23 protein-coding genes are annotated in these 23132 nt (G+C 63.2%); 6 read left to right on the top strand and 17 right to left on the bottom strand.

Annotated features, from left to right (window positions below):
- Positions 1-371 precede the first annotated feature (371 nt).
- From JQ632_RS17645 to JQ632_RS17610, 8 genes are all read right to left on the bottom strand, one after another.
- Positions 372-1073, bottom strand: a complete 702-nt coding sequence (locus JQ632_RS17645; protein WP_409363494.1) for an ABC transporter ATP-binding protein — start codon at positions 1071-1073, stop codon at positions 372-374.
- A gap of 4 nt (positions 1074-1077) precedes the next feature.
- A complete protein-coding gene (locus tag JQ632_RS17640) occupies positions 1078-2358 on the bottom strand; it encodes a lipoprotein-releasing ABC transporter permease subunit (RefSeq protein WP_212403828.1) in 1281 nt (426 codons plus the stop codon).
- Positions 2359-2431: 73 nt separating this feature from the next.
- A complete protein-coding gene (gene proS / locus JQ632_RS17635; protein WP_212403827.1) occupies positions 2432-3751 on the bottom strand; it encodes a proline--tRNA ligase in 1320 nt (439 codons plus the stop codon).
- Between the two features lie 168 nt (positions 3752-3919).
- Positions 3920-5482, bottom strand: a complete 1563-nt coding sequence (locus JQ632_RS17630; protein ID WP_212403826.1) for a copper resistance CopC/CopD family protein — start codon at positions 5480-5482, stop codon at positions 3920-3922.
- Positions 5482-6006 carry a YcnI family protein gene (locus JQ632_RS17625; protein WP_409363493.1) on the bottom strand — a complete coding sequence of 175 codons (525 nt, stop codon included), beginning with the start codon at positions 6004-6006 and terminating at the stop codon, positions 5482-5484. The genes JQ632_RS17630 and JQ632_RS17625 overlap by 1 nt, the downstream gene beginning before the upstream one ends.
- A gap of 8 nt (positions 6007-6014) precedes the next feature.
- Positions 6015-6545, bottom strand: coding sequence for a copper chaperone PCu(A)C (locus JQ632_RS17620; RefSeq protein WP_212403825.1), 531 nt, complete (start codon positions 6543-6545; stop codon positions 6015-6017).
- Positions 6546-6573: 28 nt separating this feature from the next.
- Complete coding sequence (locus JQ632_RS17615) at positions 6574-9081, bottom strand: TonB-dependent receptor (RefSeq protein ID WP_212403824.1); 2508 nt, start codon at positions 9079-9081, stop codon at positions 6574-6576.
- Positions 9082-9166: 85 nt separating this feature from the next.
- A complete protein-coding gene (locus JQ632_RS17610) occupies positions 9167-9532 on the bottom strand; it encodes a DUF2946 family protein (protein WP_212403844.1) in 366 nt (121 codons plus the stop codon).
- Positions 9533-10035: 503 nt separating this feature from the next.
- On the opposite strand from JQ632_RS17610, the gene JQ632_RS17605 reads away from it, so the two are divergent.
- The 4 genes from JQ632_RS17605 to JQ632_RS17590 all read left to right on the top strand — a co-directional run bounded on the left by JQ632_RS17605 (position 10036) and on the right by JQ632_RS17590 (position 14159).
- Positions 10036-10440 carry a globin gene (locus JQ632_RS17605; protein WP_212403823.1) on the top strand — a complete coding sequence of 135 codons (405 nt, stop codon included), beginning with the start codon at positions 10036-10038 and terminating at the stop codon, positions 10438-10440.
- A 144-nt stretch (positions 10441-10584) separates the two neighbouring features.
- Positions 10585-11607 (top strand): sugar ABC transporter substrate-binding protein, encoded by a 1023-nt coding sequence (locus JQ632_RS17600; RefSeq protein ID WP_212403822.1) that lies wholly within the window; start codon positions 10585-10587, stop codon positions 11605-11607.
- An 8-nt stretch (positions 11608-11615) separates the two neighbouring features.
- Positions 11616-13118 carry a sugar ABC transporter ATP-binding protein gene (locus tag JQ632_RS17595; protein ID WP_212403821.1) on the top strand — a complete coding sequence of 501 codons (1503 nt, stop codon included), beginning with the start codon at positions 11616-11618 and terminating at the stop codon, positions 13116-13118.
- A 12-nt stretch (positions 13119-13130) separates the two neighbouring features.
- Positions 13131-14159 (top strand): ABC transporter permease, encoded by a 1029-nt coding sequence (locus JQ632_RS17590; protein WP_212403820.1) that lies wholly within the window; start codon positions 13131-13133, stop codon positions 14157-14159.
- A 109-nt stretch (positions 14160-14268) separates the two neighbouring features.
- Here the strand turns inward: JQ632_RS17590 and JQ632_RS17585 are convergent, their stop codons facing one another.
- A complete protein-coding gene (locus JQ632_RS17585; RefSeq protein ID WP_212403819.1) occupies positions 14269-14544 on the bottom strand; it encodes a DUF3303 domain-containing protein in 276 nt (91 codons plus the stop codon).
- Positions 14545-14766: 222 nt separating this feature from the next.
- On the opposite strand from JQ632_RS17585, the gene JQ632_RS17580 reads away from it, so the two are divergent.
- Positions 14767-16536: an adenylate/guanylate cyclase domain-containing protein gene (locus tag JQ632_RS17580; protein ID WP_212403818.1), complete on the top strand. Its 1770-nt coding sequence runs from the start codon at positions 14767-14769 to the stop codon at positions 16534-16536.
- A 312-nt stretch (positions 16537-16848) separates the two neighbouring features.
- Here JQ632_RS17580 and JQ632_RS17575 read toward each other — a convergent pair whose 3' ends face one another.
- On the bottom strand, positions 16849-17094 hold the full coding sequence (locus JQ632_RS17575; RefSeq protein ID WP_212403817.1) for a hypothetical protein: 246 nt from the start codon (positions 17092-17094) through the stop codon (positions 16849-16851).
- Positions 17091-17837, bottom strand: a complete 747-nt coding sequence (locus tag JQ632_RS17570; RefSeq protein WP_212403816.1) for a DUF6065 family protein — start codon at positions 17835-17837, stop codon at positions 17091-17093. The genes JQ632_RS17575 and JQ632_RS17570 overlap by 4 nt, the downstream gene beginning before the upstream one ends.
- On the opposite strand from JQ632_RS17570, the gene JQ632_RS17565 reads away from it, so the two are divergent.
- Positions 17817-18140, top strand: coding sequence for a hypothetical protein (locus JQ632_RS17565; protein ID WP_212403815.1), 324 nt, complete (start codon positions 17817-17819; stop codon positions 18138-18140). The two genes, JQ632_RS17570 and JQ632_RS17565, sit on opposite strands and share 21 nt — an antisense overlap.
- Positions 18141-18204: 64 nt before the next feature.
- On the opposite strand, the gene mtnK is transcribed toward JQ632_RS17565, so the two are convergent.
- Genes mtnK through JQ632_RS17535 form a run of 6 tightly spaced genes read right to left on the bottom strand, consistent with a single transcriptional unit; the run spans position 18205 to position 23132 of the window.
- Positions 18205-19497: an S-methyl-5-thioribose kinase gene (gene mtnK, locus JQ632_RS17560; RefSeq protein ID WP_212403814.1), complete on the bottom strand. Its 1293-nt coding sequence runs from the start codon at positions 19495-19497 to the stop codon at positions 18205-18207.
- Between the two features lie 35 nt (positions 19498-19532).
- Positions 19533-19880 carry a hypothetical protein gene (locus JQ632_RS17555; protein WP_212403813.1) on the bottom strand — a complete coding sequence of 116 codons (348 nt, stop codon included), beginning with the start codon at positions 19878-19880 and terminating at the stop codon, positions 19533-19535.
- Positions 19881-19909: 29 nt separating this feature from the next.
- Positions 19910-20185: a DUF1467 family protein gene (locus tag JQ632_RS17550; protein ID WP_212403812.1), complete on the bottom strand. Its 276-nt coding sequence runs from the start codon at positions 20183-20185 to the stop codon at positions 19910-19912.
- 8 nt (positions 20186-20193) lie between these two features.
- On the bottom strand, positions 20194-20598 hold the full coding sequence (gene mce, locus JQ632_RS17545; protein WP_212403811.1) for a methylmalonyl-CoA epimerase: 405 nt from the start codon (positions 20596-20598) through the stop codon (positions 20194-20196).
- A 57-nt stretch (positions 20599-20655) separates the two neighbouring features.
- Positions 20656-22326, bottom strand: a complete 1671-nt coding sequence (locus JQ632_RS17540; protein ID WP_212403810.1) for a ribonuclease J — start codon at positions 22324-22326, stop codon at positions 20656-20658.
- The gene (locus JQ632_RS17535) at positions 22326-23132 is read right to left on the bottom strand and encodes a biotin--[acetyl-CoA-carboxylase] ligase (RefSeq protein WP_212403809.1); all 807 of its coding nucleotides are present in this window, start codon (positions 23130-23132) and stop codon (positions 22326-22328) included. Before JQ632_RS17535 ends, JQ632_RS17540 begins: the two co-directional genes overlap by 1 nt.

The raw sequence follows: 23132 nt of genomic DNA, 5'->3' as shown, positions 1-23132 counted from the left end.
GGGATGTTCGAGTAACCGCCGGGGTCGAGGGTCACAGTCGAATCCGTCCCCTGCTCTTGGCAGCTTCCGGGCATTACAGCCCATGGGACTGAACATTGGGTTACCGTTGGCGAGTGGCGCAATCCGGATGCGGGCGTCACGCCGCTCAAGCTGCCCAACGATTCGGCATCCTCCGCAAATCTACGGACACCATGCTTCGCCGCCGCGGGGTAATTGCCGGGCGAGGCGACCCTCCGTCGGATTGCGCGATGATGACAACATACACCTGATTTGCCCGACAAGTCAACCGAATTTCGTAAAATCAGCAAACGCCAACAACCCCGCCCGACTACTGTGCATGGGGTTGTTTTCGAGGTTTTGTGGTCGGAGGCCTATTCGAGCTCGACGACCTGGCCGTTCGTCAGGGAGACTCGGCGGTCCATGCGGCCGGCGAGCTCCATGTTGTGGGTCGCGATCAGCATCGAGACCTGGGTCGCCTGCACGAGCTGCATCAGGGCCTGGAATACGTGCTCCGCGGTGCCGGGATCGAGGTTGCCGGTGGGCTCGTCCGCAAACAGCACCCGCGGCGCGTTTGCGACCGCGCGCGCGATCGCCACGCGCTGCTGCTCGCCACCGGACAGCTCGGCCGGGCGGTGGGTGATGCGGTCGCCGAGGCCGAGATAGCCGAGTATCTCCTTGGCCCGCTTGACGCTCTCGGAGCGCTTCAGGCCGCGGATCATCTGCGGCATCATGACGTTCTCGAGCGCGGTGAACTCCGGCAGCAGCCGGTGCGACTGGTAGACAAAGCCGATCTCGGTGCGCCTGATCTGGGTACGCTCGATGTCGGGCAGTTGCGAGGTCGGCGAGCCCGAGACGTAGACCTCGCCGGCGTCAGGCGTCTCCAGGAGCCCTGCGATGTGCAGTAGCGTCGACTTGCCCGAGCCTGACGGGGCCACCAGCGCCACCGACTGGCCCGGCCACAGCGCGAGTTTTGCGCCATCCAGAATGGTCAAGGGCACCTCGCCCTGCATGTACTGCCGCTTTATCTCGTGGAGATAAATGACCGGTACATCTTCTGCCCCCTGCTCCATCAGCCCCTCACTCGTACCGCAGCGCTTCGACCGGATCGAGGCGCGCCGCGCGCCACGACGGGTAGAGCGTCGCCAGGAACGACAGCGTCAGCGCCATGATGACGACCGCGGTGGTCTCGCCGACGTCAATCTCGGCGGGCAGTTTTGAGAGGAAGTAGAGCGTCGGATCGAACAATTCGGTGGAGGTGAGCCAGGACAGGAACTGGCGGATGGATTCGATGTTCAGGCAGATCATCAGCCCGACGAAGAAGCCGACCAGGGTGCCGACGACGCCGATGGAGGCGCCCGTGATCAGGAAGATGCGCATGATCGAGCCCTGCGTCGCTCCCATGGTGCGCAGGATCGCGATGTCGCTGCCCTTGTCCTTCACCAGCATGATCAGGCCGGAGACGATGTTGAGCGCGGCGACCAGCACGATCAGCGTGAGGATCAGGAACATCACGTTCCGCTCCACCTGCAGCGCGTTGAAGAATGTCGAGTTGCGCTGGCGCCAGTCGACCAGGAAGACCGGCCGTGCCGCGGCTTCAGTCACCGCCTTGTTGAATGCGACGATGCGGTCGGGATTGGTAGTGAAGACCTCGATCGCGGTGACGTCGTTGTTGCGGTTGAAATAGGCCTGCGCCTCGGCGATCGGCATGAAGACGAAGCCGGCGTCATATTCGGACATGCCGATCTCGAAGACGGCCACGACCTTGTACGGCTTGATGCGCGGCGTGATGCCCATCGGCGTCACCGCGCCCTTCGGCGCCACCAGCGTGATGCTGTCGCCGGCATGGACCGAGAGCTGGTCGGCAAGGCGGCGGCCGATTGCGACCCCCTGCCCGTCGTCGAACCCTTCGAGCGAACCCTGCTTGATGTTCTTGGCAACCGAGGTGAGGTTGTTCAGGTCGTCTGCGCGCATGCCGCGTACCAGCACGCCCGAGGCGTTGAAATAGGACGAGGCCAGCGCCTGGCCGTCGACGACGGGTGCCGCAAGACGGACGCCCTGCACCTGGCTGATGCGCTCGGCGACGTCTTTCCAGTCGGTCAGGGGCGATTCCAGTGGCTGCACCAGGATATGACCGTTGAGGCCGAGGATCTTGTCGAGCAGCTCTTTCCGGAAGCCGTTCATGACGGCCATCACGATGATCAGCGTGGCAACGCCGAGCATGATGCCGAGAAAGGAGAACCCGGCGATGACCGAGATGAATCCCTCCTTGCGGCGCGCCCGCAAATAGCGCGCCGACAACATCCATTCGAAAGGCGCGAAGGGCGCAGTGGGCTTGGCTTCGGTCATGGTCTCATCCATCGCTCGATAATCCCATGATTCGGGGGCAATTGTGGCCGGATTGCCTGCCCCTTTGCCGCGCGGTGGATAATATTCAGCCCACCAGCCGCGCGACAGCATCCGCCGGCGACATGGTCTCGCGCGACCCGTCGGCGCGGCGCTTGAGCTCGACCTTGCCGTCGGCGAGGCCCTTCGGGCCGATCATGATCTGCCAGGGAATGCCGATCAGGTCGGCGGCGGCGAACTTGGCGCCGGCGCGCTGGTCGGTGTCGTCATAGAGGACGTCGATGCCCTTGGCGGACAGCTCGGCATAGAGTTTTTCGCAGGCGCCATCGACCGCGGCATCGCCCTGCTTCAGGTTGAGGATCACGACGCGGAACGGCGCCACCGCCTCCGGCCATTTGATGCCGGCATCGTCATGGCAGGCCTCGATGATGGCGCCTGCGAGGCGCGAGACACCGACGCCGTAGGAACCGCCATGGATCGGCACGTCGACGCCGTCGGGCCCGGCGACCATCGCCTTCATCGGTTCGGAATATTTGGTACCGAAATAGAAGATCTGGCCGACCTCGATGCCGCGGGTGTTGAGCCGTTTGTCCGCGGGCACTTCCGCCTCGAAGCGCGCCGCATCGTGCACGTCCTCGGTGGCGGCATAGACCGACGTCCATTGCTTGATGATCGGCGTCAGGTCGCTCTCATAGTCGACATCCTCGCCCGGCACCGGCAGATCGAGCACGTCGCGATTGATGAAGACACCGGACTCGCCGGTCTCGGCGAGCACGATGAATTCATGGCTGAGATCGCCGCCAATCGGGCCGGTTTCGGCACGCATCGGGATCGCCTTCAGCCCCATCCGGGCAAAGGTGCGCAAGTAGGCCACGAACATCTTGTTGTAGGCAACGCGCGCCGCGGCCTCGTTGAGGTCGAACGAGTAAGCGTCCTTCATCAAGAATTCACGGCCGCGCATCACGCCGAAACGCGGACGCTGTTCGTCGCGGAATTTCCATTGGATATGATAGAGATTCAGCGGCAGGTTCTTGTAGGACTTCACGTAGGCGCGGAAGATCTCGGTGATCATTTCCTCGTTGGTCGGCCCGTACAGGAGCTCGCGCTTGTGGCGGTCGGCGATGCGCAGCATCTCCGGGCCGTAGGCGTCATAGCGACCGCTCTCGCGCCAGAGGTCGGCGAGCTGCAGCGTCGGCATCAACAGCTCCAGCGCGCCGGAGCGGTCCTGCTCCTCGCGCACGATCTGCTCGATCTTCTTCAGCACGCGGTAGCCGAGCGGCAGCCAGGCATAGATGCCGGCCGCCTCCTGCCGCATCATGCCGGCGCGCAGCATCAGGCGATGCGAGACGATCTCCGCCTCTTTCGGATTTTCCTTCAGGATCGGGAGAAAAAACCGCGACAATCGCATGGGCTTGCTCGACAAGAATCAGTGGGGGGATGCAGTGAAACCGGATTAGCGGCGATAGCACAAGAGAGGGACTGAGGAAATGCCGCTAAGGTAACGAAATTCCTTGTCATTTTTCCGTCGACTTCAGAGACGGGTTGAGGCCGTTACGGCCCCTCCTTGATGCACAGTCTAGCGCGGCGCCACCTCGAGTTCGTCCTCGAGCGTGACCTTCTCGAAATCGCTCACCAGGGCATCGATGCGGACGTGCCAGCGGCCGGCGAAGGGAAGCTCGACCTTGCGCACGTACCAGTAGCCGTCGGCGCCCAGCTCGGCGTCGCGTTCCATCGGCTCGATCCCGCGCTCGGGCAGCGAGAGCGTCAGCGTAACCTCCTTGGCCGCGAGCGGCGTCGCCTCCCCGGTCATGAGCTGGAGCACGAAATCGTCGGTGCCGGCCTTTCCGGGCGAGACCAGGACCTGGAACATCGCCTTGTCGGTGTGGATGTGGAGCGCGAGCGGCGTCTCCGGAATGATCGTGCGTGGCGGCGGGGTGAAACGCCAGCCGGCGACGAGCGCGAAGATGCCGAGTGCGAGCCCCCATTCCGCGAGGATCGCGCGCTTGAGCGCCCTCGCCCCGGCCTTGTCGTTCGCCAGCGCCGGCGTCAGCCGAAAGCGATTGAGCGCGGCGAGCACGAGCAGCGCGAGGACCAGCGCGAGCTTGATGAGAAGGATGAGGCCGTACTTGGTCTCGATCAGCGCCGCAAAACTTTCGAGCTGGATGACCGCAAGCACGAGCCCGGTCAGCGCGAGGGTGGCAACGACTGCCACGGCCACGCGCGAGAATCGCTCGACGACAGGCAGCGCCGCGCCGGCGCGCCTTGACACCAGCGCGGCCAAAGGCACGAGCGCACCGATCCAGAATGCGACGGCAACGCCGTGCACGAAGATCGCTGGCCGCGTCAAAATCATCGGTGGTGCGCTTGCGGCGTGCCCCGTCGCGGCCAGTGACAAGCCTGCGCCGACCAATGCAATCGCCGACACCGCGCGGGCAGCCCCTGCCCCTCGCAACGCCCGTGCGGCCAACAGCATGGCCGCGATGGCAATCAGCAGAGCCGGCCCTGCACTGGTGAGAAGTGCGACCTTCCACGGCGTCGGCTTCAGCAAGGCTGTGAGCGGCAGGCCGAGCAGATCGAGCCCGAGCAGGCCAAGCGAAGCGATGGCGCCGACGAGACCGACACCGAGCGCGACACGCGGCACAGCCATGCCGTCTGCGGACCGTCCAACCCAGTTCCCGAAAAAGGCGCCGCCGACACCGACGAATAGTCCGAGATAGAGACCGATCCGCGCCAGCCAGATCAGACCGTTCACGCCACCATCCGCGACCGCAGGCGCTTGCGTCGCACTTGGCACGCCGATCGAGAAGGTGACCGATCCCGCGACGGGATGGCCGTCCTGCGAGATCACGCGGTAGCTGACGACAGTTGTGCCCTGCGGCAGGTCCGGCGGCACGGCGATGGAGACCGTCTCGCCGGACGCGCTGACGCGCGCCTCGGTGCGCTCCCTGCCCTCGGCATCGATCAGCCTGATCGCGCCGGGCGTCACGCTTTCGTTGAAGCGCAGCTCGACGCTTTTCGGCGGCGCCGACATGACGCTCGCATTTGGGGGCTCGACCGAGACCAGCGCCGAATGCGCCCATGCGCCGGTCGCAAAGCCGACGCACAGGATCAGCGTCGCGAGCGAGGCAAGCAGGCGCATTACGGTTTTGGCACCAGCTTCACGCCCGGCGCCGGCGTTTTGCTCTCGTGCGAATGACCGGCTCCCGTCGCAGGGATGTCAATCCAGCGGCTGACGCCCTTCTCGCATTCCTGCACCACCGGGAAATACAGCGTGCTGTTCGGCTTCAGGCTGTCGGTGAGATAAGTGTTCATGATGAACTCATCATAATTGTGGTCCGGCAGCTTGCCGCCCGACCAAACGACCTCCTTCGCGCCCGACGAGATCTTGTTGCCGTGATACTCGTACTCGCCGGTGTACTTCCCTTCGATGACATCGACGGTCCAGCCGGCTTTCGGCATCGGCTTTACGGAGATCACGCCTTCCGGCACCTGCACGCGGATCTTGACGGTCGGCGAACCCGAGCAGCCATGGGGCACGGCGAATACGGCCTTGTAGGAGGCTCCCACACTGGCCTGCTTGCCCTCGAGGAAGACGTGCGCCCCGGCCGGTGACGTTGCGAGAAGCGCAGCGGCGATCACGCCGCAAGTTAATCTCATCCGCATCGTCACCCTCACATCTTCATCCCGGAATGATCGGGCATCTTCTTCATCTGCCCGCCCTTGTCGGCGGTCCCGCCCGGCGCCTGCGCGCCCACGCCCTGGACGTCGAGCGAGACCTGCACCTTGCCGGCCTTCTCGAATTGCAGCATCATCGGGACCTTGTCGCCCTGCTTCAGCGGACTCTTCAGGTCGACCAGCATCAGATGATAGCCGCCGGGCGCAAACTTCACGGTCTTGCCGGGGTCGATGGCGAGCCCCTTGTCGAGCTGGCGCATCTTCATCACGCCGTTTGTGACCGCCATCTCATGGACCTCGACCTTGCCGGCAATATCGGCGGAGCCACCGACGAGCGTGTCCGGCGTGGTGCCCTTGTTCTCGATCGTGAGATAGGCGCCGCCGATCTTGGCGCCGCCCGGTGTGGCGCGGCTCCAGGCCTGCGTGATCACGAGATCACCGGCCTTGATCTCCTGCGCGGTGGCGGGCGCTGCGATTGCGGCGGCGAACAGGGCGAGGCCTGCAAATCCGGCCAACAGAGTCTTCATGGGTAGCTCCTTCTTGTCGATGCGTGGTTCAGAACGTGTATTTCGCCGCCAGCACGAACGTCCTGCCCGGGAAGGGATGGAACAGGAAGTACTGCTCGTTGAAGAGATTATCGATGCCGAAATCGAACGAGAAATTCTTCGTCGCGTTGTAGTGGATCTTCAAGTCCACAACGAAAAAGTTATCGAAGGCCCCGTAGACGTGCGGGATGATATCGGTGTTGTCGAGCGTCGAATACTGCTTGCCGCTGTAGCGCGCGGCAACGGTATAGGCCCAACTGTCGTTGGGACGATAGGTCACCCCGAATTTTGCGCGCCAGTCGGGGACGTAGGGCACTCGCTTGCCGACGACGGTGGTCGGCAGAAGCGTGAGCGGGTTGACCCCGGCCCAACTTGCATCCGCCAGGATGCGGGAATCGACATAAGTGACGCTGCCGAACAGTTGAAGGCCGTTGATCAGCACATTGTCCTTCTCGGCCGACAATTCGACGCCGCGCATGCGGATCGCGTCGACGTTACTGACAACCGTCGTCGGTGTCTGCTGACCGCCGGCACTCACCAAATTGGTCTGGGAGATGATGGCGTTGTTCGTGCGTTCCCAGAACAGGCTGAGCCTGGCACGCCCATCGCTCCATCTTCGCTGGATGTTCAGCTCGCCCGTGTAATCGTGCTCCGGCGCAAGAAATGGATTGGCGAAGGTCGCAACGCCGTTGACCGTTATGTTTTGATAGAGCTCGGTGACGGTCGGATAGCGATATGCCTCGCCGAAACTCGCCGTGACGTTCCACTCCTTATTGGGGTCAAACGAAAGCGAGGCCTTCGGCGAAAAGTTGGTCGAATTGAGCCCTGGCTGGTTCTTCGGCGCCAGGGTCACCACAGGGACCGGCACGTTTACGGTACCGGTGCCGGCGGCCACTTTGGAATTCACGTTGAGTCCGTCCAGAGCCTGCCAGTTCTCCACCCGCCCACCCAGCGTGAGTTTCCAATTTGGCGTGATCTTCCAAGCGTCCTGAAACGACAACGCTCCCGTTCGCGTCTCTCCGACGCCCGTCGTAAAGAGCTGGCCGTTGCCAGTCGACGGAGCAGTGAACCAAACCGTCGAGAGATAGACGGGATTCTCGAGTCTGTAGCGATCGCCGTGAATGCCGAAGCTAAGCTCGTGCGCACCGTCGATGCCAAACGGTCGCCAAATGCCTTTGGCGTCGGCATTCTGCCAGTTCGTGCCGTCCATCCGCGTTACCTTGCCGTTGAGCGAATAGCCGAGGCCCGGCGACGGGACGACGGTGTACGGGTTGAGCTGGATGTCCTGGAGATAATTGTAGCTCGAAGCCGACAGGTCGAAGTCGAAGACACCCTTTGTGTCGCTCCGGAGCGAGACCGCGTTGCTGACATGGGTCTGGTCCCAGATGTATTTGCTGCTCGCAAACCCGGAGATGCCGGCGAAGGTAGGCAAACCCGTCGCTGTCGATTTCAAATAGGTCTGCGGATCGGAGGTTTGGTGATTATTCCAGATCCCAAACGAATACGTCGCCTGCACGAGCGGCGACAAATCCCAAGCCAGCCGCAGATTGCCGGATGCCTGTTGCGAATGCGCGAGCGTTCCAGCGCCCACCACATTTGCAATCACACCCTGCTTGTTCTGCGTCGGAAACATCCCGGTCGTGCCGGGCGGAGTACCCGTGGGATTTGCGGGCGTCGCGCCAAAGGTTACGTAGGACAGTGGCTGCTGAAAACTGTCGAGATAATTTGCGCTCACCAGCCACGACAGATTGCCGTTGCGGTTACCGGCCGCAGCGGCGGTCTGGCTCGTCACGTAGGTGTCCTTGGTGCCGTACTGACTCCACGGCATCACGGAGACCGTTTCCTTGGCGACGGCAAATGGCTTGTCCGGCATTTTCGAGGAGATCAGCAGGACGCCCCCGATCGAGTTGCCGGGATAGGCCGCGGCAAACGGGCCGTTGAGGAAGTCGATGCGTCCGATCGCTTCGGGCGAGATCAGGTTCCACCGCGGCGAAGCGTTGGTGTTGTTGTTGCCGATTAGGGCCGAGATCAGGAGATCGTCGTAATAGACCAGCGTGCGCGCGCTGGAGTTCAGGCCCCAGCTTCGCGTCGCCAGAACCGCCTGGTTGTCGCCGTCATTGCGCTTCCGCACGAACAGGCTCGGCATGTATTTGACGCCATCCTCGGCGTCCTTGAGGTTGATGGTCTCGTCGACCTCCTTCGCGGTGATGCTGAAGGACTGCTGCGGAAGCTGGTAACGCGCCACGGCCGAGGGCGTGGCGAGCGAGGCGCGCGTTGCCCCGCCGACCGGATTGACGACGACGACCGTATTGGGCCGGTTGGCCGGCGTCGATCTCGACACCCGCGGCCTGGCAACAATCGGGCGTTGCGCGAGCTTGCGCGCCTCCCCGGGCGCATCGACGGTCACCGCGGGCAGCTCCTTCTCGCTACCTTGGGCAAAGGCCCCGCTCGTCGGCGCGAGCAACGCCGCCTGGATAGCGACGGCACTCACGCCGCAGAGGGCATGAACACGTAACATCGTAAATTTCCTGACGCCGGCACGGGGGCCGGTCTTTCGACTGCATCAGTCGCCTGCGGATGCACCGCGGCGACCACGAGGGTCGTCAGGAAAATTGCGGCGGTGCGCGCGCCTGCGCGTTGGAGCCGCCATGCGACGTGACGATGCTGCCGGTAACATCGTGCCACGCCACGCGCACGGCGTGGCGGACGGGGCCAAAGAACGTCGGCTGCGGCGAATCAAGCGATGCGCTCGCCTGCGCCACGCAGCACATCGCGCAGGCCCCAGCATGCGCGCCAGTCTGGTCGGCCGGACCGGAGCCCGAGGAATCGCTGGTGTGGCAGATGACGGCGTTCTGGAGGGGATCGGCAACGGCCGCGCCCGCCGCCCAGCAGGCGGCAATCGGCGCCAGCACCTGCATCGCCAAGGCGATCAGGACAATGGGCAAGAATTTCTGCAGCCGCGCGCGCATTCGCCGAACCATTCGTTCGCCTACCAACTAAACACCGCGCTCTTCCCAAGTCGAGACCACTTCGCACGCCAGCTTGGGCCACGACAAATTTGTGGGAGATTGTGTTGCGCACCCCGCGCTGGGGCTTGAACGAGCACGCTGGGAATGCCCTACCAACCCACCAGATCGATCAATTTCTCATACTTTTCAATAGTTTATTGGATTAGTATTACGAACATTTCGTCCACTGCTCTTATTTTGAACAATCGTTGCTGAAATTGATGACAAGTGAGAAAAGTTCATCTAGCATTCATCTGCTCAGGCTGGCCGCGAGGTCGAAGTCTGGTGGTCCAAGTCTCGGGAGGAGCCCCTGGCGCGCAAAACGCAGCGTCGCCCCGTCAATCAAGAGCAAATCTTCAGATATCGGGGATAATAGGGTCGACACAATTTTTGAGCGGGGCTAGGGCCCCGCTCTTTTTTTGCCTTTTTGTAGCGCGTGTTTGTGCCGCGCTGGCGCCACACAAATGAATGTCTCCCCCAATCCGATCGAACGAAGCTTCGAACTTGCGGCCGATCGCTGCGAGGATCTGACACCGCTTGTCTATCGGCGTCTGTTTCGCGACCGCCCGGAAGCCGAGGCGATGTTTCGCACCGAAGGCGGCGATCTCGTCAGGGGATCGATGCTGGCGCTGACGATCGAGGCGCTTCTTGATTTCGCAGGCGCGCGCAGCGGGCATTTCCGCATGATCGCATGCGAAGTGTCCTCGCATGACGCTTATGGGACACAGCGCGATCTCTTCATCGACTTCTTCCGCATCATTCGGGACACGCTACATGACGTACTTGCCGACGAATGGTCGCCCGCCATCGATGATGCCTGGCAAAAATTACTCATCGACATCGCGGCCTTCGTCGAGAGTCCTGCCTGAAGCTTCGCATTGCACCAACGCGGCTGCGTCAGATTTCCGCGCAATTGCGTGACGGGTAGCGTGGACCCTTCGATTGTGAGACACTGCCCTCCTTGGTAGCGCAAGCAAAGACGCTGCCAACGCAAAAGATCATGGGAGCGAGCGATGTCCGGGACGAAAGATTTCTCGAAGACCAGGCGCGATCTTCTACAGGCGGCAGCGACCGCCGGCGCCGCGACTGCCATCCTCGGCAGCATGGGCATAAACCCAGCGCTGGCCGCCGAAGTCGGACGATCCGAGAAGCCGTTGAAGGCGGCGTTCTCCAATGCAGGCCTGCAGGCCACCTGGTGCGCCCAGGGCAAACAGGCCGCGGAATTCTGGGGCAAGCTGTTCAACGTCGAGGTCACCTGGTTCGACGGCCAGCTCGATGCGGTGAAGCAGCGCGCCGCGATCGACAACATGGCCTCGCAGAAGTGGGACTTTGTCGCGATCCAGGCTTTCGGCATCGGCACCCTCACCCAGCCCGTGCAGAAGATGATCGACGCCGGCACGCCCGTGATCGACATGGACACGCTGATTGCTCCGCTCGATCAGATCAACGTCCACTCCTTCCTCGCGCCCGACAACGAGTTCATGGGCGCCTCCGTGACGCAGGCGCTGTGCAACGCCATGGGTGGCAAGGGCAAGATCATCATGACGCAAGGCGCGCTCGGCCATACCGGTGCACAGGGCCGCGCCAAGGGTTTCAACTCGGTCGTCAAGCAATTTCCGAACATCGAGGTGCTCGACACCCAGCCGGCCGATTGGGACGTCTCCAAGGCCGCGCGTCTGTGGGAGACCTATCTGACAAAATACCCGCAGATCGACGCCGCCTTCTTCCACAATGACGACATGGCGCTCGCCGCCGCCAACATCATGAAGGCGCGCAACCGCACCAACATCCTGATCGGCGGTGTCGACGCCATGCCGCCGGCGATCCAGGCGGTGAGCGAAGGCCGCATGTTTGCGACCGTGCGCAATCCGTCCTGCCGCATCCATGGTGGCGCCATCATCGCCGGCGTGGCCGCTGTCGTCGGTGGCGAGAAGAGCGGACAGGGCATTCCGAAGAGCGTGGTGACGGACGGCCCGGTCGTGACCAAGGCGAACGCCCCAGGCATGCAGTGGATGGAAGATCACTTCCTGATCTAGTTCGCTCGATGCAGCAGGCACGCTCGCCGATCCTCGAACTGCAGGGCATCACGAAGAGCTTCGGCGGTGTCGAAGCGCTTCGTGGTGTCGACTTCGCGCTCTACGCCGGCGAGATCCACGGTCTCGTCGGCGAGAACGGCGCCGGAAAAAGCACGCTGATGAAGATCATCGCCGGCGTGCACCCCGAATTCTCCGGCCGTTTCCTGGTCAATGGCCAGGAAACCCGCTTTCGCTCGGCCCGTGACGCCCATGCAGCCGGGATCGCCATGGTGCATCAGGAGCTCAGCGTCGCGCCCGACCTGACGGTCGCCGAGAACGTCTTCCTGGGCAACCAGCCGACCAACCGGCTCGGCATCGTGCAGTGGCGGCGCATGGCGCGGGAGGCCGGCGAGCAGCTCGCGCGCTTCGGCATCAACGTCGACCCGATGTCGCGGCTCGGCGACCTGCCGATCGGGCTCCAGCAGCTCATCGAGATCGCCCGCGTGCTGTTTTCGGGCGCCCGCATCGTCATCCTGGACGAGCCGACCTCCGCCCTCTCCCCGCCCGAGGTCGAGCGCCTGTTCACGACGCTGCGGCGCCTGCGCGACGAAGGCACCGGCATCGTCTTCATCTCGCATTTCATCGAGGACATCCTTCGCGTCTCCGACACCGTCACCGTGTTCCGTAACGGCCGCAAGGTCGCCGAGACGGCCTCGGCTGCCACCACCAAGGGCGCGCTGATCGAGGCCATGATCGGCCGCGGCGGCGAGGTGCTGGAGCACAGCTACACCGACGACCTCAGCCTGCCGAAGCCAAGCGACGGTCCGGTGGTCTTGAAGGTCGACCAGCTCTCCCTCGCCCGCAGCCTGCAGGACGTCTCGTTCGAGGCGCGCGCCGGCGAGGTGCTCGGCATCTACGGCTTCATGGGCTGCGGCCAGCAGGAATTGTCCCGCATCCTGTTCGGCAAGCTGAAGCCGGACAGCGGCGCGCTCATCGTCGACGGCGCGGCCAAGAGTTTTGCCAGCACGGCGGCGGCGCGGCGCGCCGGCGTGGCGCTGGTACCCGAGAGCCGGCGCGCGATGCTGTTCCACCAGGAGCCGGTCTACAAGAACGTCTCGATCAGCATTCTGGACCGCATCTCCGCTCTCCTGCTCAAGCCGGCGCGCGAGCGGGAGATCGCCAAGCACCAGGTCGAGCAATTACAGATCAGGCCGCCGGTCGTTGCCCTCGACCTCGGCATGCTCTCCGGCGGCAATCAGCAGAAGGTCGCACTGGCGAAATGGCTGACCTATCCGCCAAAACTGCTGGTTCTCTGCGAGCCGACGCGCGGCATGGATGTCGGGGCCAAGAACGACGTTATCAATATCGTGCGGGATCTCCGCGCCAGGGGGCTGGCGATCATCGTCCTGTCCACCGAGCCGGAGACGGTGCTGTCGCTGGCCGACCGCATCCTCGTGCTCAAGCGCGGCGCGCTGGTGCGTGAATTCACGAACGAACCGGTCAGCAAAGACCGCCTGCTGGAGGCGGCGTGACGGAGAAGCACAATGGCGAGCAGTGAGACGGCTTTGGCTGCGGATCGCAAGGCGCGCGGCATCGGTCCGTTCCTGCGCTCGCAGATGCGCAACATCGCGCCGTTCCTGACCCTGATCTTCCTGAGCCTCTTCTTCGCCTTCGCGAGCCCGTCCTTTGCAACGCTAGACAATCTCGGCAACATCCTGACGCAGGTGTCGGTGACCGGGATCATCGCGGTCGGCCTCACCTTCGTGATCCTGTGTGCGGAGATCGATCTCTCGATCGCCAGCATCGCCAACGTCACCGGCATCGCCGTGGCCTACTTCACGCTCCAGGAATCCTACGTCAACATCGCCAACGTGCCCCTACCCGGCGCAGTCGCGATCCTGCTGTCGATCCTGCTCTGCGCGTTGCTCGGTCTCGTCAACGCGCTGGGGCTGACGGTGATCGGCATCCCCTCCTTCATCATGACGCTGGCGATGATGCAGATCGCGGCCGGCATCTCGGCGCTGCTGGTGCGCGGACAGATCGCCTACAAGGTACCGAGCCTAATCTCGACGCTCGGCTCGGGCTCGATCGGCGGCATCCCCTGGATCGTGATCGTCGCGGCCATCATGCTGCTCGCAGGCCACCTCGTCCTCACCTACACGCGGTTCGGCCGCTACGTCTACATGGTCGGCGGGAACCGCGAGGCGGCCGAATATTCCGGCCTCAACGTCAAGCTGATCCTGGGCACCGTGATGGTGATCTCGGCGGTCTGCTCCGGCATCGGCGGCATGCTCGGCGTCGCCCATTTCGGTAGCGCGCAGCAGAATGAGTTCGACACCTATCTTCTGGATTCCATCGCCGCCGTGGTGGTCGGCGGCACCAGCCTGTTCGGCGGCCGCGGCGGCATCGGCAACACCATCGTCGGCCTCTTCGTCCTCGGCGTGCTCAACAACGGGCTCGACCACGTCAATATCGATAGCTTCCTGAAGATCCTGATCCGCGGCCTGATCCTGCTCGCCGCGCTCGTGATCAATGTCTATGCGCAGCGGTTGCGCGAGAAGACGGCCGATTGATCCACTGCTTCGCCCCCTCGCCCAGCCTGGGCGCCCGGGACGAACTCGCGCCTGCTTCGGCTCGCACCGCCGCCGAACCCGGCGGCGGTGGCTGTGATCGGGATGAACGTCAGCGTTTGGGAAGCGACGCCATGACCTCGCCCGCGTCCGCGTCTTCCAGGCAAGGCGTGACGGTCAACGGAAGCAGGTCAGACCATTGGGCGACCCAACGATACATGGCCTTTGGATCACCCGATTCGGAGATCGCAAATCCCTGGCCATTCATGCCATGCCAATGCCCCAACATCTTGACGCCATCGGGTGGTGCGCCGCCGGTTTCCAGGAAGCGCGCGACTGCTGCATTGAAAGTGCCTTGAGGTACAGACCAAGCAATTATGAATTTCATGCGAGTCTCCCATATTTGCAATTCATGGGTGAATGTCGCGGCTTCGCCGCTTGTGCACGATAGCGCTTACAAGTCGGATAACAACGGCGAACGAATGGGTCTTCTGGTCGTTCGAGGGCGCCGTTTTGGACGTCGGCCAGCGGTGATGGATTGCAACTATTTCGCCTCATGTCCCGCGCAACCGGAACCGTGTAATATCCTCCGACGGATGAGAGGCGTGCCATGGCTGGCGAGCGCGTGCAGCGACGGCTAGCGGCAATCCTGGCGGCCGACGTCGCTGGCTATAGCCGGCTGATGAGCGCCGACGAAGAGGGCACGCTTGCCCAATTGAAGGCTCATCGCCATGCGCATATCGATCCCAGGATCGAGGAACACCTGGGACGGATCGTCAAGACGACAGGCGACGGCATGCTGGCCGAGTTCGCCAGCGTGGTCGACGCACTGCGTTGCGCCGTCGATATCCAGCGCGGCATGCTCGAGAGAAATGCCGACGTCCCCCCGGAGAGACGGATCGAGTTTCGCGTTGGCATCAATGTCGGCGATATCATCATCGACGGAGGCGACATCTACGGCGATGGCGTGAACGTGGCAGCCCGTCTGGAGGGCCTCGCTGAACCGGGTGGGATCTGCGTTTCGGGCCGCGTGCAGGAAGATGCGCGAGGCAGGCTCGACATCGCCTTTGAGGATGCCGGCGAACAGCAACTCAAGAACATCGCCTGGCCGGTGCGGGTCTACCGGGTGCGGCTCAGCGGCGAGGCAGCGCAGATACGACCAGCCTTCGCACGTCCCTTGGCGCTTCCCGACAAGCCCTCGATCGCCGTCTTGCCGTTCACAAACATGAGCGGCGATCCCGAGCAAGACTATTTCGCCGACGGCATGACCGAGGACATCATCACAGGGCTGTCACGCGCGCGCTGGCTCTTCGTCATAGCGCGGAATTCATCCTTTGCTTACAAGGGGCGCTCGACCGACGTTAAGCAGGTCGCGCACGAACTCGGCGTGCGCTACGTGCTCGAGGGCAGCGTCCGCAAGGTTGGGGAGCGCGTCCGGATCAGCGCCCAGCTAGCGGAGGGAACCTCCGGAAGACAGCTTTGGGCAAAGCGCTACGATCGCGAACTGTCCGACATATTCGCCATGCAGGACGAGATCACGGAGACAATCATCGGCGCTGTCGAGCCGGAGCTCGGAAAGGTCGAGCGCCGGCGCTCGGCCGGCAAGCGTCCGGACAATCTCGACGCATGGGATCTCTACCAGCGCGGCATGTCGCACCTTTATGAGTACACCAAGGACGACCTGCAGCGCGCGCGGCAATATTTTGCACAGGCAATCGCGATGGACCCGCAGCTCGGGCCCGCACATTCCGGGCTCGCCGAGACCTATTACTACGAGGGCGTCTACGGTTTCGCAGATTCCATTTCGGACAATCGCGAGAAGGCACTCGCACCGGCGCTGCGGGCAGTGGCGCTCGACGCCGAAGATGCTGGCGCGCACTGTACGTTGGGGCGGGCCTACTACATGCGCCGCGCATATGACGCTGCATTCCGCGAGCTGAAGACAGCCTTGGAGCTGAACCCTTCACTGGCACTCGCACATTACGGCCTGGGCGCGACGCTCGTATTCTCGGGACGCGCAGAGGAGAGCATCCCCCATCTGACAGCGGCGATACGGCTAAGTCCGCATGATCCAAACATGGGATCATTTCTGGTGCGGCTTGCGGATGCTGCGTATTTTCTGAAACGCTACGAGGAAGCCGCCGAATGGGCGAGGCGCGCGCTGCAGCAGCCGAATTTCCAATGGTCGCGGTATACCGTGTTGATCGCGGCTCTGGCCCAGCTTGGCAGGCTCGACGAGGCCAGGAATTGCATCCAAGAACTGCAGGCCAAGCGACCAAGCACGTCGATAGCATTTGTGCGAGAAACCCACCTGTTCGGCGACACGGCAAGCTTCGCGCACTATCTGGATGGCCTCCGCATGGCCGGTCTGCCCGATTGAGCGCGCCGCAATCAACTCGGACAGTCAGGCTCGGGGAGGCTCCCCCTCACCCGGATCGCTGCGCGATCCGACCTCTCCCCGCAAGCGGCGCGAGGTGAAGAGAGGCCGCTTGGCCCCAAAAAACGCGAGAACAACCCCATGCAAAGTACAAATCGTTGAAGAAATTCGCGCAGAATGGCTTGAGCTTCGCCGGCGGCCGAGAAGGCGGCTACCGTCACGGCGCCGATATCGGGAAACTTCGTCGTCCCCACCATCATCATGCGCGTGAGCCGCACCGCGCGCGCCGTGGTCCCGGGAGCGTGTCAGAGTTCTTCAGGCGGTTTGAAGCGTCTCCCGACGCCACTTGAACAGATTCCGAGTAGCGATGGCCGTCAGAAAAACGGCAGAGGGCAGGAAACCGAAATTTCCGGACGTTGCAATCCAGATGAACCAGAGCGTCTGGGTCACGAGTGGCACGTACCAGGACCACCACGTTTTGTTGCCAATGACCCAGTATCCATACATGGTCATCAGCGACATGCCCCAAGGCATATAAGCGACGAGTTGCTCTCGAGTCATTGTCGCCTCTCCTCGGCCCGCCGCTTTCGAGCCGCCACAGCGTAGGCGCCCTGTCGTCTTCCGATGGGGTTCATGCCGGGCTGCACGATCGTCCGCTCGAACGCCTTCCAGTCCTCAGCAGTCAAACCATCGAAGCCTTCGTGGACCGCGAAGTTGTTCAGCTTCTCGTCGTCATACTCCGACCGATGAATGGGGATCAGTTGCAGGAACGGCTGGTCAGAGCGAAAGTCGATCGGAATGCCCGTGTCGATCAGCTTGATATTGGTGAAGAGCGGACCAAACCAGCGATCGGTCTCAACGATCCCTTCCATCACATGGTAGGCATCGTCCGGCACGACATTGGCGGGAGACCGCACCAACAGACTGTAGCCCGGCGCAGTCTTGATCAAATATCCAGGCCAAATCTGCATGATGCCGTGAAACTGCGTCATGCCGCACATCCAGGGGGAAGAGAACTTCGCCGCTTCGGGAGCGCGGCTCTGAAATGTCTTCTCGAAATCTGGATACTGGATAGCGTCCAGTTTGTTCCAGGTTGTCCCGTCGTCGAGGCTGATCAGGGTCTTGCGGCCGGACCAGAGCAGCTTGAAAGGCACCGGCAAGAAGACGTACCAGCCCAAGCCCGAGGCAGCTCGCACGGGTTCACAGCGATGGTGACCAGCCGGAAGTTGATCGCCGGCGCTCTTGGATGCCCGGATCGGCGGGCGGTGATTATAGACAAGCTCATGAAATGTGATCAGCGACACCGAACCGACCTCCTGGTTCGCTCGTCCAACATTTCAGCCGCACGTCAGCGAATTCAAAAACCGGATATTCCAAGCACAACGGTGGCCGCAGAAGGCCAACAAGCTGACGACAACACTGATCTGCTGGTCACGCGCGACAATGCCTGTTGTGGTGAATGGGGCGGCGAAGCCAGCCCCATTCGATCGCCACGCGGCTACTTTTCGGCAGCGAATACCGGTGCCATGCCACCGATATTCACATTGTCCCGATCACGAACGTTCTTCGGCAAAGTCTTCTGGACCTTCACACCCAATTTCATGTGAACCTCCTACCGGAGCGAGATGCTCCTGGATTTAGGAATCGCTTCACGCCTGAACTCAGGAGCACCTACGAGAAATATTCTCGTTCGGAGAGCATAGCTGATTCTCGAGCTGCTGCGGTTGTGCTGGTGATGTCGGGGAAAGCCGCCGTGTTCACCATCATCATGCGCGCCAGCCGTACGGCGCGCGCTTCACAGACCGCGCGCCTCTGCGGATCCTCGATCAGCTCGAAATCGATATTGTGCGCGAGGCCAAAAATGCGGCGGATGATTTTTGCCGCGGCAAAGCCGACCGTGTCGGCGAACAGCCGCTGCATATAGGCCTGCCGCTCCGTCTCGAGCCGTGCGCAGCCCTTGTCGCCGGCAAAGAGCGGGGCCGGATAGCCGTCGCCTGCTGCACCCGCGCGCCAGAGATCGAGGAATTTTCGCGAAAACTCGCTCCACACCTTCTCGACGGTGTCGAGCACCCAGCCCTCGAACGCCCGCCGTTCGCCCGGCGTGCGCTCATGACCGGCGGAAGCAAAATAGGCCATCAGCAGATTGGCGATGACGGCGCCGACGTCAAAACCCATCGGGCCATAGAAGGCAAACTCGGGGTCGATCACCCGCGTCTCGGTCTCCGTCACCATGATCGAGCCGGTATGGAGGTCGCCATGGATCAGCGCCTCCGGGCTCGCCATGAATTTGAGCTTGAGCCGCGAAATCGCAACATGCAGGTCAAGGTCCTCACGGAGGCTGGCTGCCGTGGCGTCGAGGTGTGGCGCAGTCCAGCGGTTCTGCTCGGCGACCCGATAAGGGTCGGTGAAGATCAGGTCTTCAGTGATCTTGCACAGCGCATGATTACCGGCAAAGGCCGCGATGCCCTCCTTCTTTTCCGCGGCTGACAGCGCAAGGTCGGAGGTGAAGAACAGCGTCCGCGCCATGAACGTCGAGATATCCTCGACGAAGCGCGGATATTGGATGCCGGCGACCAGCCCCTTGCGCATGATGATGTGAGGCTCGAGCAGCTCCATCGCCGTCAGCGCGAGCGTGTCGTTGTGGTGCAGCAGCGCGGGCACGAGGCCGGGCGCGAGCTCGGCCTGCCGCGACAGCGCCAAAAATTCGTAATGCGCTCGCGACAGCGGCAGCGGCCAGCTTTCACCGACCAGCCTCACATAGGGCAGTGCCTGCTTGACGGCGATCCCGCCGGCCGCGCCCTTGACGATAAACACCAGATTGAGGTTGCCGTCGCCGACTTCTGTGATCGACCAGGCGTTGGGCGCGCCGCCCAGTACCGATGCGAGCGCCGGCACTCCGGCCAGATAGTCCCGCAGATCGGCTTCATGCAGGATTCGGTATTGCTCCGCCCCTTCGGCCTTCATGACGCTCCCACCCCATGCTTGTCATGGCCGGATCGTCACTCGCGCTCCAGGAAGCTCGAACCGATGTCGGCCTTTCTTTTGATCGGATCGTAGTCGCAATAGACGCCGTCCGCCACCAGCGTGTAGCTGGCGAAGACCGTGTATTTGTCTGTTTTGACCGAGTTAAGGCCGATGACCGAGGTGCTCTTGCCGCCGTTCCACTTGAACGGCGTCGAGCTCTGGGTCCGTTCGCAAGCCGCGACCGCCTCGTTGAAGACGTAGCCTTCGACGAAAGCCTTCATGGTCCGGACCTGGACCGCCATTTTCCATTCGAAATAGCCGATGGCGCCAAGGCCCGCGACGATCAGCACCAAGAGCGCAATGACGATCCGCTGAAAAGTCATTCTTCCCCCCAAACGCCGCCGTCCCGAACCTAGAACGGCATTCCCATCAATTTCGACAATCGTTCGATCGACAAATATCCGGCATGATAAGCGGTCATGCCAAGCCCGAAAACGATGGCAGAAATGATGGTGGTCCAGATCAGTTTGGGCCCCATCCTGGTCAGGATCGGAGCGCCGGGATCAGTCCCCGGCTCGCCAACGCCGTCCTCATGCTGGCTGCGCACGCCAAACGGCAGGGTCACGAACAGCGTGACCCACCACAGCACGAAGTAGATCGCGAGCGCGGTTGAGATCTGATAGGCCATGGCCCGCCTTACGCCTGTTCGATCTCGACCAGCGCGCCGGAAAAATCCTTCGGATGCAGGAACAGCACCGGCTTGCCGTGGGCGCCGATCTTCGGCACGCCGTCGCCGAGCACGCGGGCGCCTTCCTTCACCAGCGCATCGCGCGAGGTGGTGATGTCGACGACCTCGTAGCAGACATGGTGGATGCCGCCGTCGGCGTTGCGCTCCAAAAATTTGGCGATCGGCGAGGCTTCGCCCAGCGGCTCGATGAACTCGATCTTGGTGTTGGGCAGCGTCACGAACACGGTGGTGACGCCGTGCTCGGGCAACGCTACCGCATCCGAAATCTGCGCGCCGAATGCGGCGCCATAGATCTTCGCCGCCTTGGCGGCGTCCCTGGTCGCGATCGCGACGTGATTGAGCCGGCCCAGCATGTTCCTTCTCCCTCAGAGCATGATCCGCGGTCTTCCGAAAAGATCATGCTCAAATAGTTAGACTGTCAGCACATGTACCAGACAGGGGGGCTTTTTGCCCCAATGCTCGTTGATGACCGCGCGAACGGCGCGCCGCACCGATTCCGCCAGCGCGTCGGCGTCGCGGCGCCGCGCCCGCGGCAGGCCCTCCACCGTCGAGACCACGGCGTCGAACACGAGATCGTCAAAAGTCTCGCCGGCCCTATTCTTGTCGGGGATGCCGACGAGATCAACCTCGGGATCGTCGGCCAGCTCGCCCTGCTCGGTTATGGCGATGGCCACGAAGGCGCAGCCGGAGAACGCCATCCGGCGCCGCTCGACTACCGCGCGCGACTTGGAATCCTCCAAAATCGTGCCGTCCTTGTAGAGCCGGCCCGAGGGCACCGCGCCGACGATGCCGGGATCGCCGGGTCCAAGCTTCACCAGGTCGCCATTGCGGCAGACCAGCACTTTTGGCACGCCGGCGGCCCGCGCAAGCTTGGCATGCTCGTGCAGATGCAGCGGCTCGCCGTGCACGGGGATCAGGAGCTGCGGCTTGGTCCAGGCAATCAGGTCGCGCAGCTCGTCGCGGCGGGGGTGGCCGGAGACGTGGACGAGATGGGTGCGGTCGGTGATGACCTCGACGCCCTGCAAGACCAGATTGTTGATGATGGAGCCGACCGCCTTCTCGTTGCCGGGAATGGTGCGCGAGGAGAAGATCACGCTGTCGCCCTTGTTCAGCGTGATTTCCGGGTGGTCGTCATTGGCGATGCGCGCCAGCGCCGCGCGCGGCTCGCCCTGGCTGCCGGTGCACAGCGCCAGCACCTTTTCCTGGGGGAGATGGCCGTAGACCTCGGGGCTGCGGAAGTTCTGCACACTGTCGAGAAAGCCGGTCTCGCGCGCCACCTGCACAACCCGATCCATGGCGCGGCCAACCACCACGACCTCGCGATCCGCCGCCCTGGCCGCGTCCGCAACCGCCTTGATGCGGGCGACGTTGGAGGCAAAGGTCGTCACCGCGACGCGGCCCTTGGCCCCTTTGACGAGCTCGATAATGGTCTTGGCGACCTCGGCTTCCGAGGGCGAGCGGCCCTCGCGCACGGCGTTGGTGGAATCGCCGATCAGGGCGAGCAGCCCCTCCTCGCCCAATTCGCGCAGCCGCCGCTCGTCGGTCGGCTGGCCGATGATCGGCGTCGGATCGATCTTCCAGTCGCCGGTGTGGAGCACCGTGCCGACTTCAGTGTGGATCGCGAGCGCATGCGACTCCGGGATGGAGTGCGCGACCGGGATGAACTCGACGTTGAACGGCCCGACGTCGACGCGGCCGCCGGACGGGATCACCGTCACCGGGATATCAGGTGCGTTGCGCTCGGCGGCGCATTTGGCCTCGAACAGCGCGGCGCTGAACTTGGTCGCGTAGATCGGGCATTTCAGCTTTGGCCAGAGATCGATGATGGCGCCGAAATGATCCTCATGGGCATGCGTCAGCACGAGACCCATGAGATTCTTGCGTTCCTTCTCCAGGAAGCTGATGTCGGGCATGATCAGGTCAATGCCCGGCAGGTGCTCCTCGTCTCCGAAGGAGACGCCGAGATCGATCGCGAGCCAGGCGCGCTGATGGCGGTTGCCGAGGCCGTAGATCGACAGGTTCATGCCGATCTCGCCCACACCGCCGAGCGGCGCAAAGACCAGTTCGTCGGGCCTCGCCATCACGCCGCTCCTACCGATGCCGCCGCTCCAAAGAACACCTCGCCCGCGGCCACGGGCGCGCGCCGGCCATCCGCGGTGCGGACGATCAGGCAGCCGCTGTCGTCGATCGTGTCGAAAATGCCTTCAAGCGTCGCGTTACCGGTATTGATCGCCACCTTCTCGCCGAGGCCCGCGGCGCGCTCCAGCCAGAGGCGACGGATCTCGGCAAAGCCGCGGCCGTTGTCCCAGATGCCACGGAACTCCACCCAGGCGTCGGACAGCGCGGTGAACAGCTCCTCCGCGCTGATCTGCACCCCGAGCGCAGCAAGCGATACGGCCGGGGTCGGCAGGCCCTCGGGCGCGGCGACCACGTTGGTGCCGATGCCGACCACGACGGCAAGACGGCCGCCGATAGCCTCGGCTTCAAGGCCGATCCCGACGAGCTTTTTGCCGCCGGACAGCACGTCGTTCGGCCATTTCAGGGCGTAGGTCGGGCGTGCCGGACCAAGGCGCAGCGCAGCCTCGATGCTGACCTGGTCCAGCGCCGTCGCCTCGGCCAGCCCCGCGGCAAAGCCGATCGTTGCGGCAACAGCCGGGGCAATATCCAGCACTTCCAAAATGGTGGCGGCGAGATTGCCGCGCGGCGCGATCCAGGCGCGCTGGCGGCGGCCACGTCCGGCGGTCTGCTGCGCGGTCACGAACCAGATCGGGCCCTGCTCGCCGGCACGGGCACGCTCCAGCGCCTCAGCGTTGGTCGAGCCGATCTTGTCGAAGGCTGCGAGCCGGTAGCCCGCCTGGAGAGCTCGATGACCGAGCGCGAAACTCAT

Origin of the sequence: Bradyrhizobium liaoningense (assembly GCF_018130955.1) — a bacterium.
GTDB classification, from domain to species: domain Bacteria; phylum Pseudomonadota; class Alphaproteobacteria; order Rhizobiales; family Xanthobacteraceae; genus Bradyrhizobium; species Bradyrhizobium liaoningense_C.
This window is presented reverse-complemented; position numbering and strand designations above follow the sequence as displayed.

Excerpts from the sequence above, each read along its gene's own strand:
- JQ632_RS17640 (WP_212403828.1), bottom strand. The coding sequence starts at position 2,358 with ATGGATGAGACCATGACCGAAGCCAAGCCCACTGCGCCCTTCGCGCCT.
- proS (WP_212403827.1), bottom strand. The coding sequence starts at position 3,751 with ATGCGATTGTCGCGGTTTTTTCTCCCGATCCTGAAGGAAAATCCGAAA.
- JQ632_RS17630 (WP_212403826.1), bottom strand. The coding sequence starts at position 5,482 with ATGCGCCTGCTTGCCTCGCTCGCGACGCTGATCCTGTGCGTCGGCTTT.
- JQ632_RS17625 (WP_409363493.1), bottom strand. The coding sequence starts at position 6,006 with ATGCGGATGAGATTAACTTGCGGCGTGATCGCCGCTGCGCTTCTCGCA.
- JQ632_RS17620 (WP_212403825.1), bottom strand. The coding sequence starts at position 6,545 with ATGAAGACTCTGTTGGCCGGATTTGCAGGCCTCGCCCTGTTCGCCGCC.
- JQ632_RS17615 (WP_212403824.1), bottom strand. The coding sequence starts at position 9,081 with ATGTTACGTGTTCATGCCCTCTGCGGCGTGAGTGCCGTCGCTATCCAG.
- JQ632_RS17610 (WP_212403844.1), bottom strand. The coding sequence starts at position 9,532 with ATGCGCGCGCGGCTGCAGAAATTCTTGCCCATTGTCCTGATCGCCTTG.
- JQ632_RS17605 (WP_212403823.1), top strand. The coding sequence starts at position 10,036 with ATGAATGTCTCCCCCAATCCGATCGAACGAAGCTTCGAACTTGCGGCC.
- JQ632_RS17600 (WP_212403822.1), top strand. The coding sequence starts at position 10,585 with ATGTCCGGGACGAAAGATTTCTCGAAGACCAGGCGCGATCTTCTACAG.
- JQ632_RS17595 (WP_212403821.1), top strand. The coding sequence starts at position 11,616 with ATGCAGCAGGCACGCTCGCCGATCCTCGAACTGCAGGGCATCACGAAG.
- JQ632_RS17590 (WP_212403820.1), top strand. The coding sequence starts at position 13,131 with ATGGCGAGCAGTGAGACGGCTTTGGCTGCGGATCGCAAGGCGCGCGGC.
- JQ632_RS17585 (WP_212403819.1), bottom strand. The coding sequence starts at position 14,544 with ATGAAATTCATAATTGCTTGGTCTGTACCTCAAGGCACTTTCAATGCA.
- JQ632_RS17580 (WP_212403818.1), top strand. The coding sequence starts at position 14,767 with ATGGCTGGCGAGCGCGTGCAGCGACGGCTAGCGGCAATCCTGGCGGCC.
- JQ632_RS17575 (WP_212403817.1), bottom strand. The coding sequence starts at position 17,094 with ATGACTCGAGAGCAACTCGTCGCTTATATGCCTTGGGGCATGTCGCTG.
- JQ632_RS17565 (WP_212403815.1), top strand. The coding sequence starts at position 17,817 with ATGAAATGTGATCAGCGACACCGAACCGACCTCCTGGTTCGCTCGTCC.
- mtnK (WP_212403814.1), bottom strand. The coding sequence starts at position 19,497 with ATGAAGGCCGAAGGGGCGGAGCAATACCGAATCCTGCATGAAGCCGAT.
- JQ632_RS17555 (WP_212403813.1), bottom strand. The coding sequence starts at position 19,880 with ATGACTTTTCAGCGGATCGTCATTGCGCTCTTGGTGCTGATCGTCGCG.
- JQ632_RS17550 (WP_212403812.1), bottom strand. The coding sequence starts at position 20,185 with ATGGCCTATCAGATCTCAACCGCGCTCGCGATCTACTTCGTGCTGTGG.
- mce (WP_212403811.1), bottom strand. The coding sequence starts at position 20,598 with ATGCTGGGCCGGCTCAATCACGTCGCGATCGCGACCAGGGACGCCGCC.
- JQ632_RS17540 (WP_212403810.1), bottom strand. The coding sequence starts at position 22,326 with ATGGCGAGGCCCGACGAACTGGTCTTTGCGCCGCTCGGCGGTGTGGGC.
- JQ632_RS17535 (WP_212403809.1), bottom strand. The coding sequence starts at position 23,132 with ATGAGTTTCGCGCTCGGTCATCGAGCTCTCCAGGCGGGCTACCGGCTC.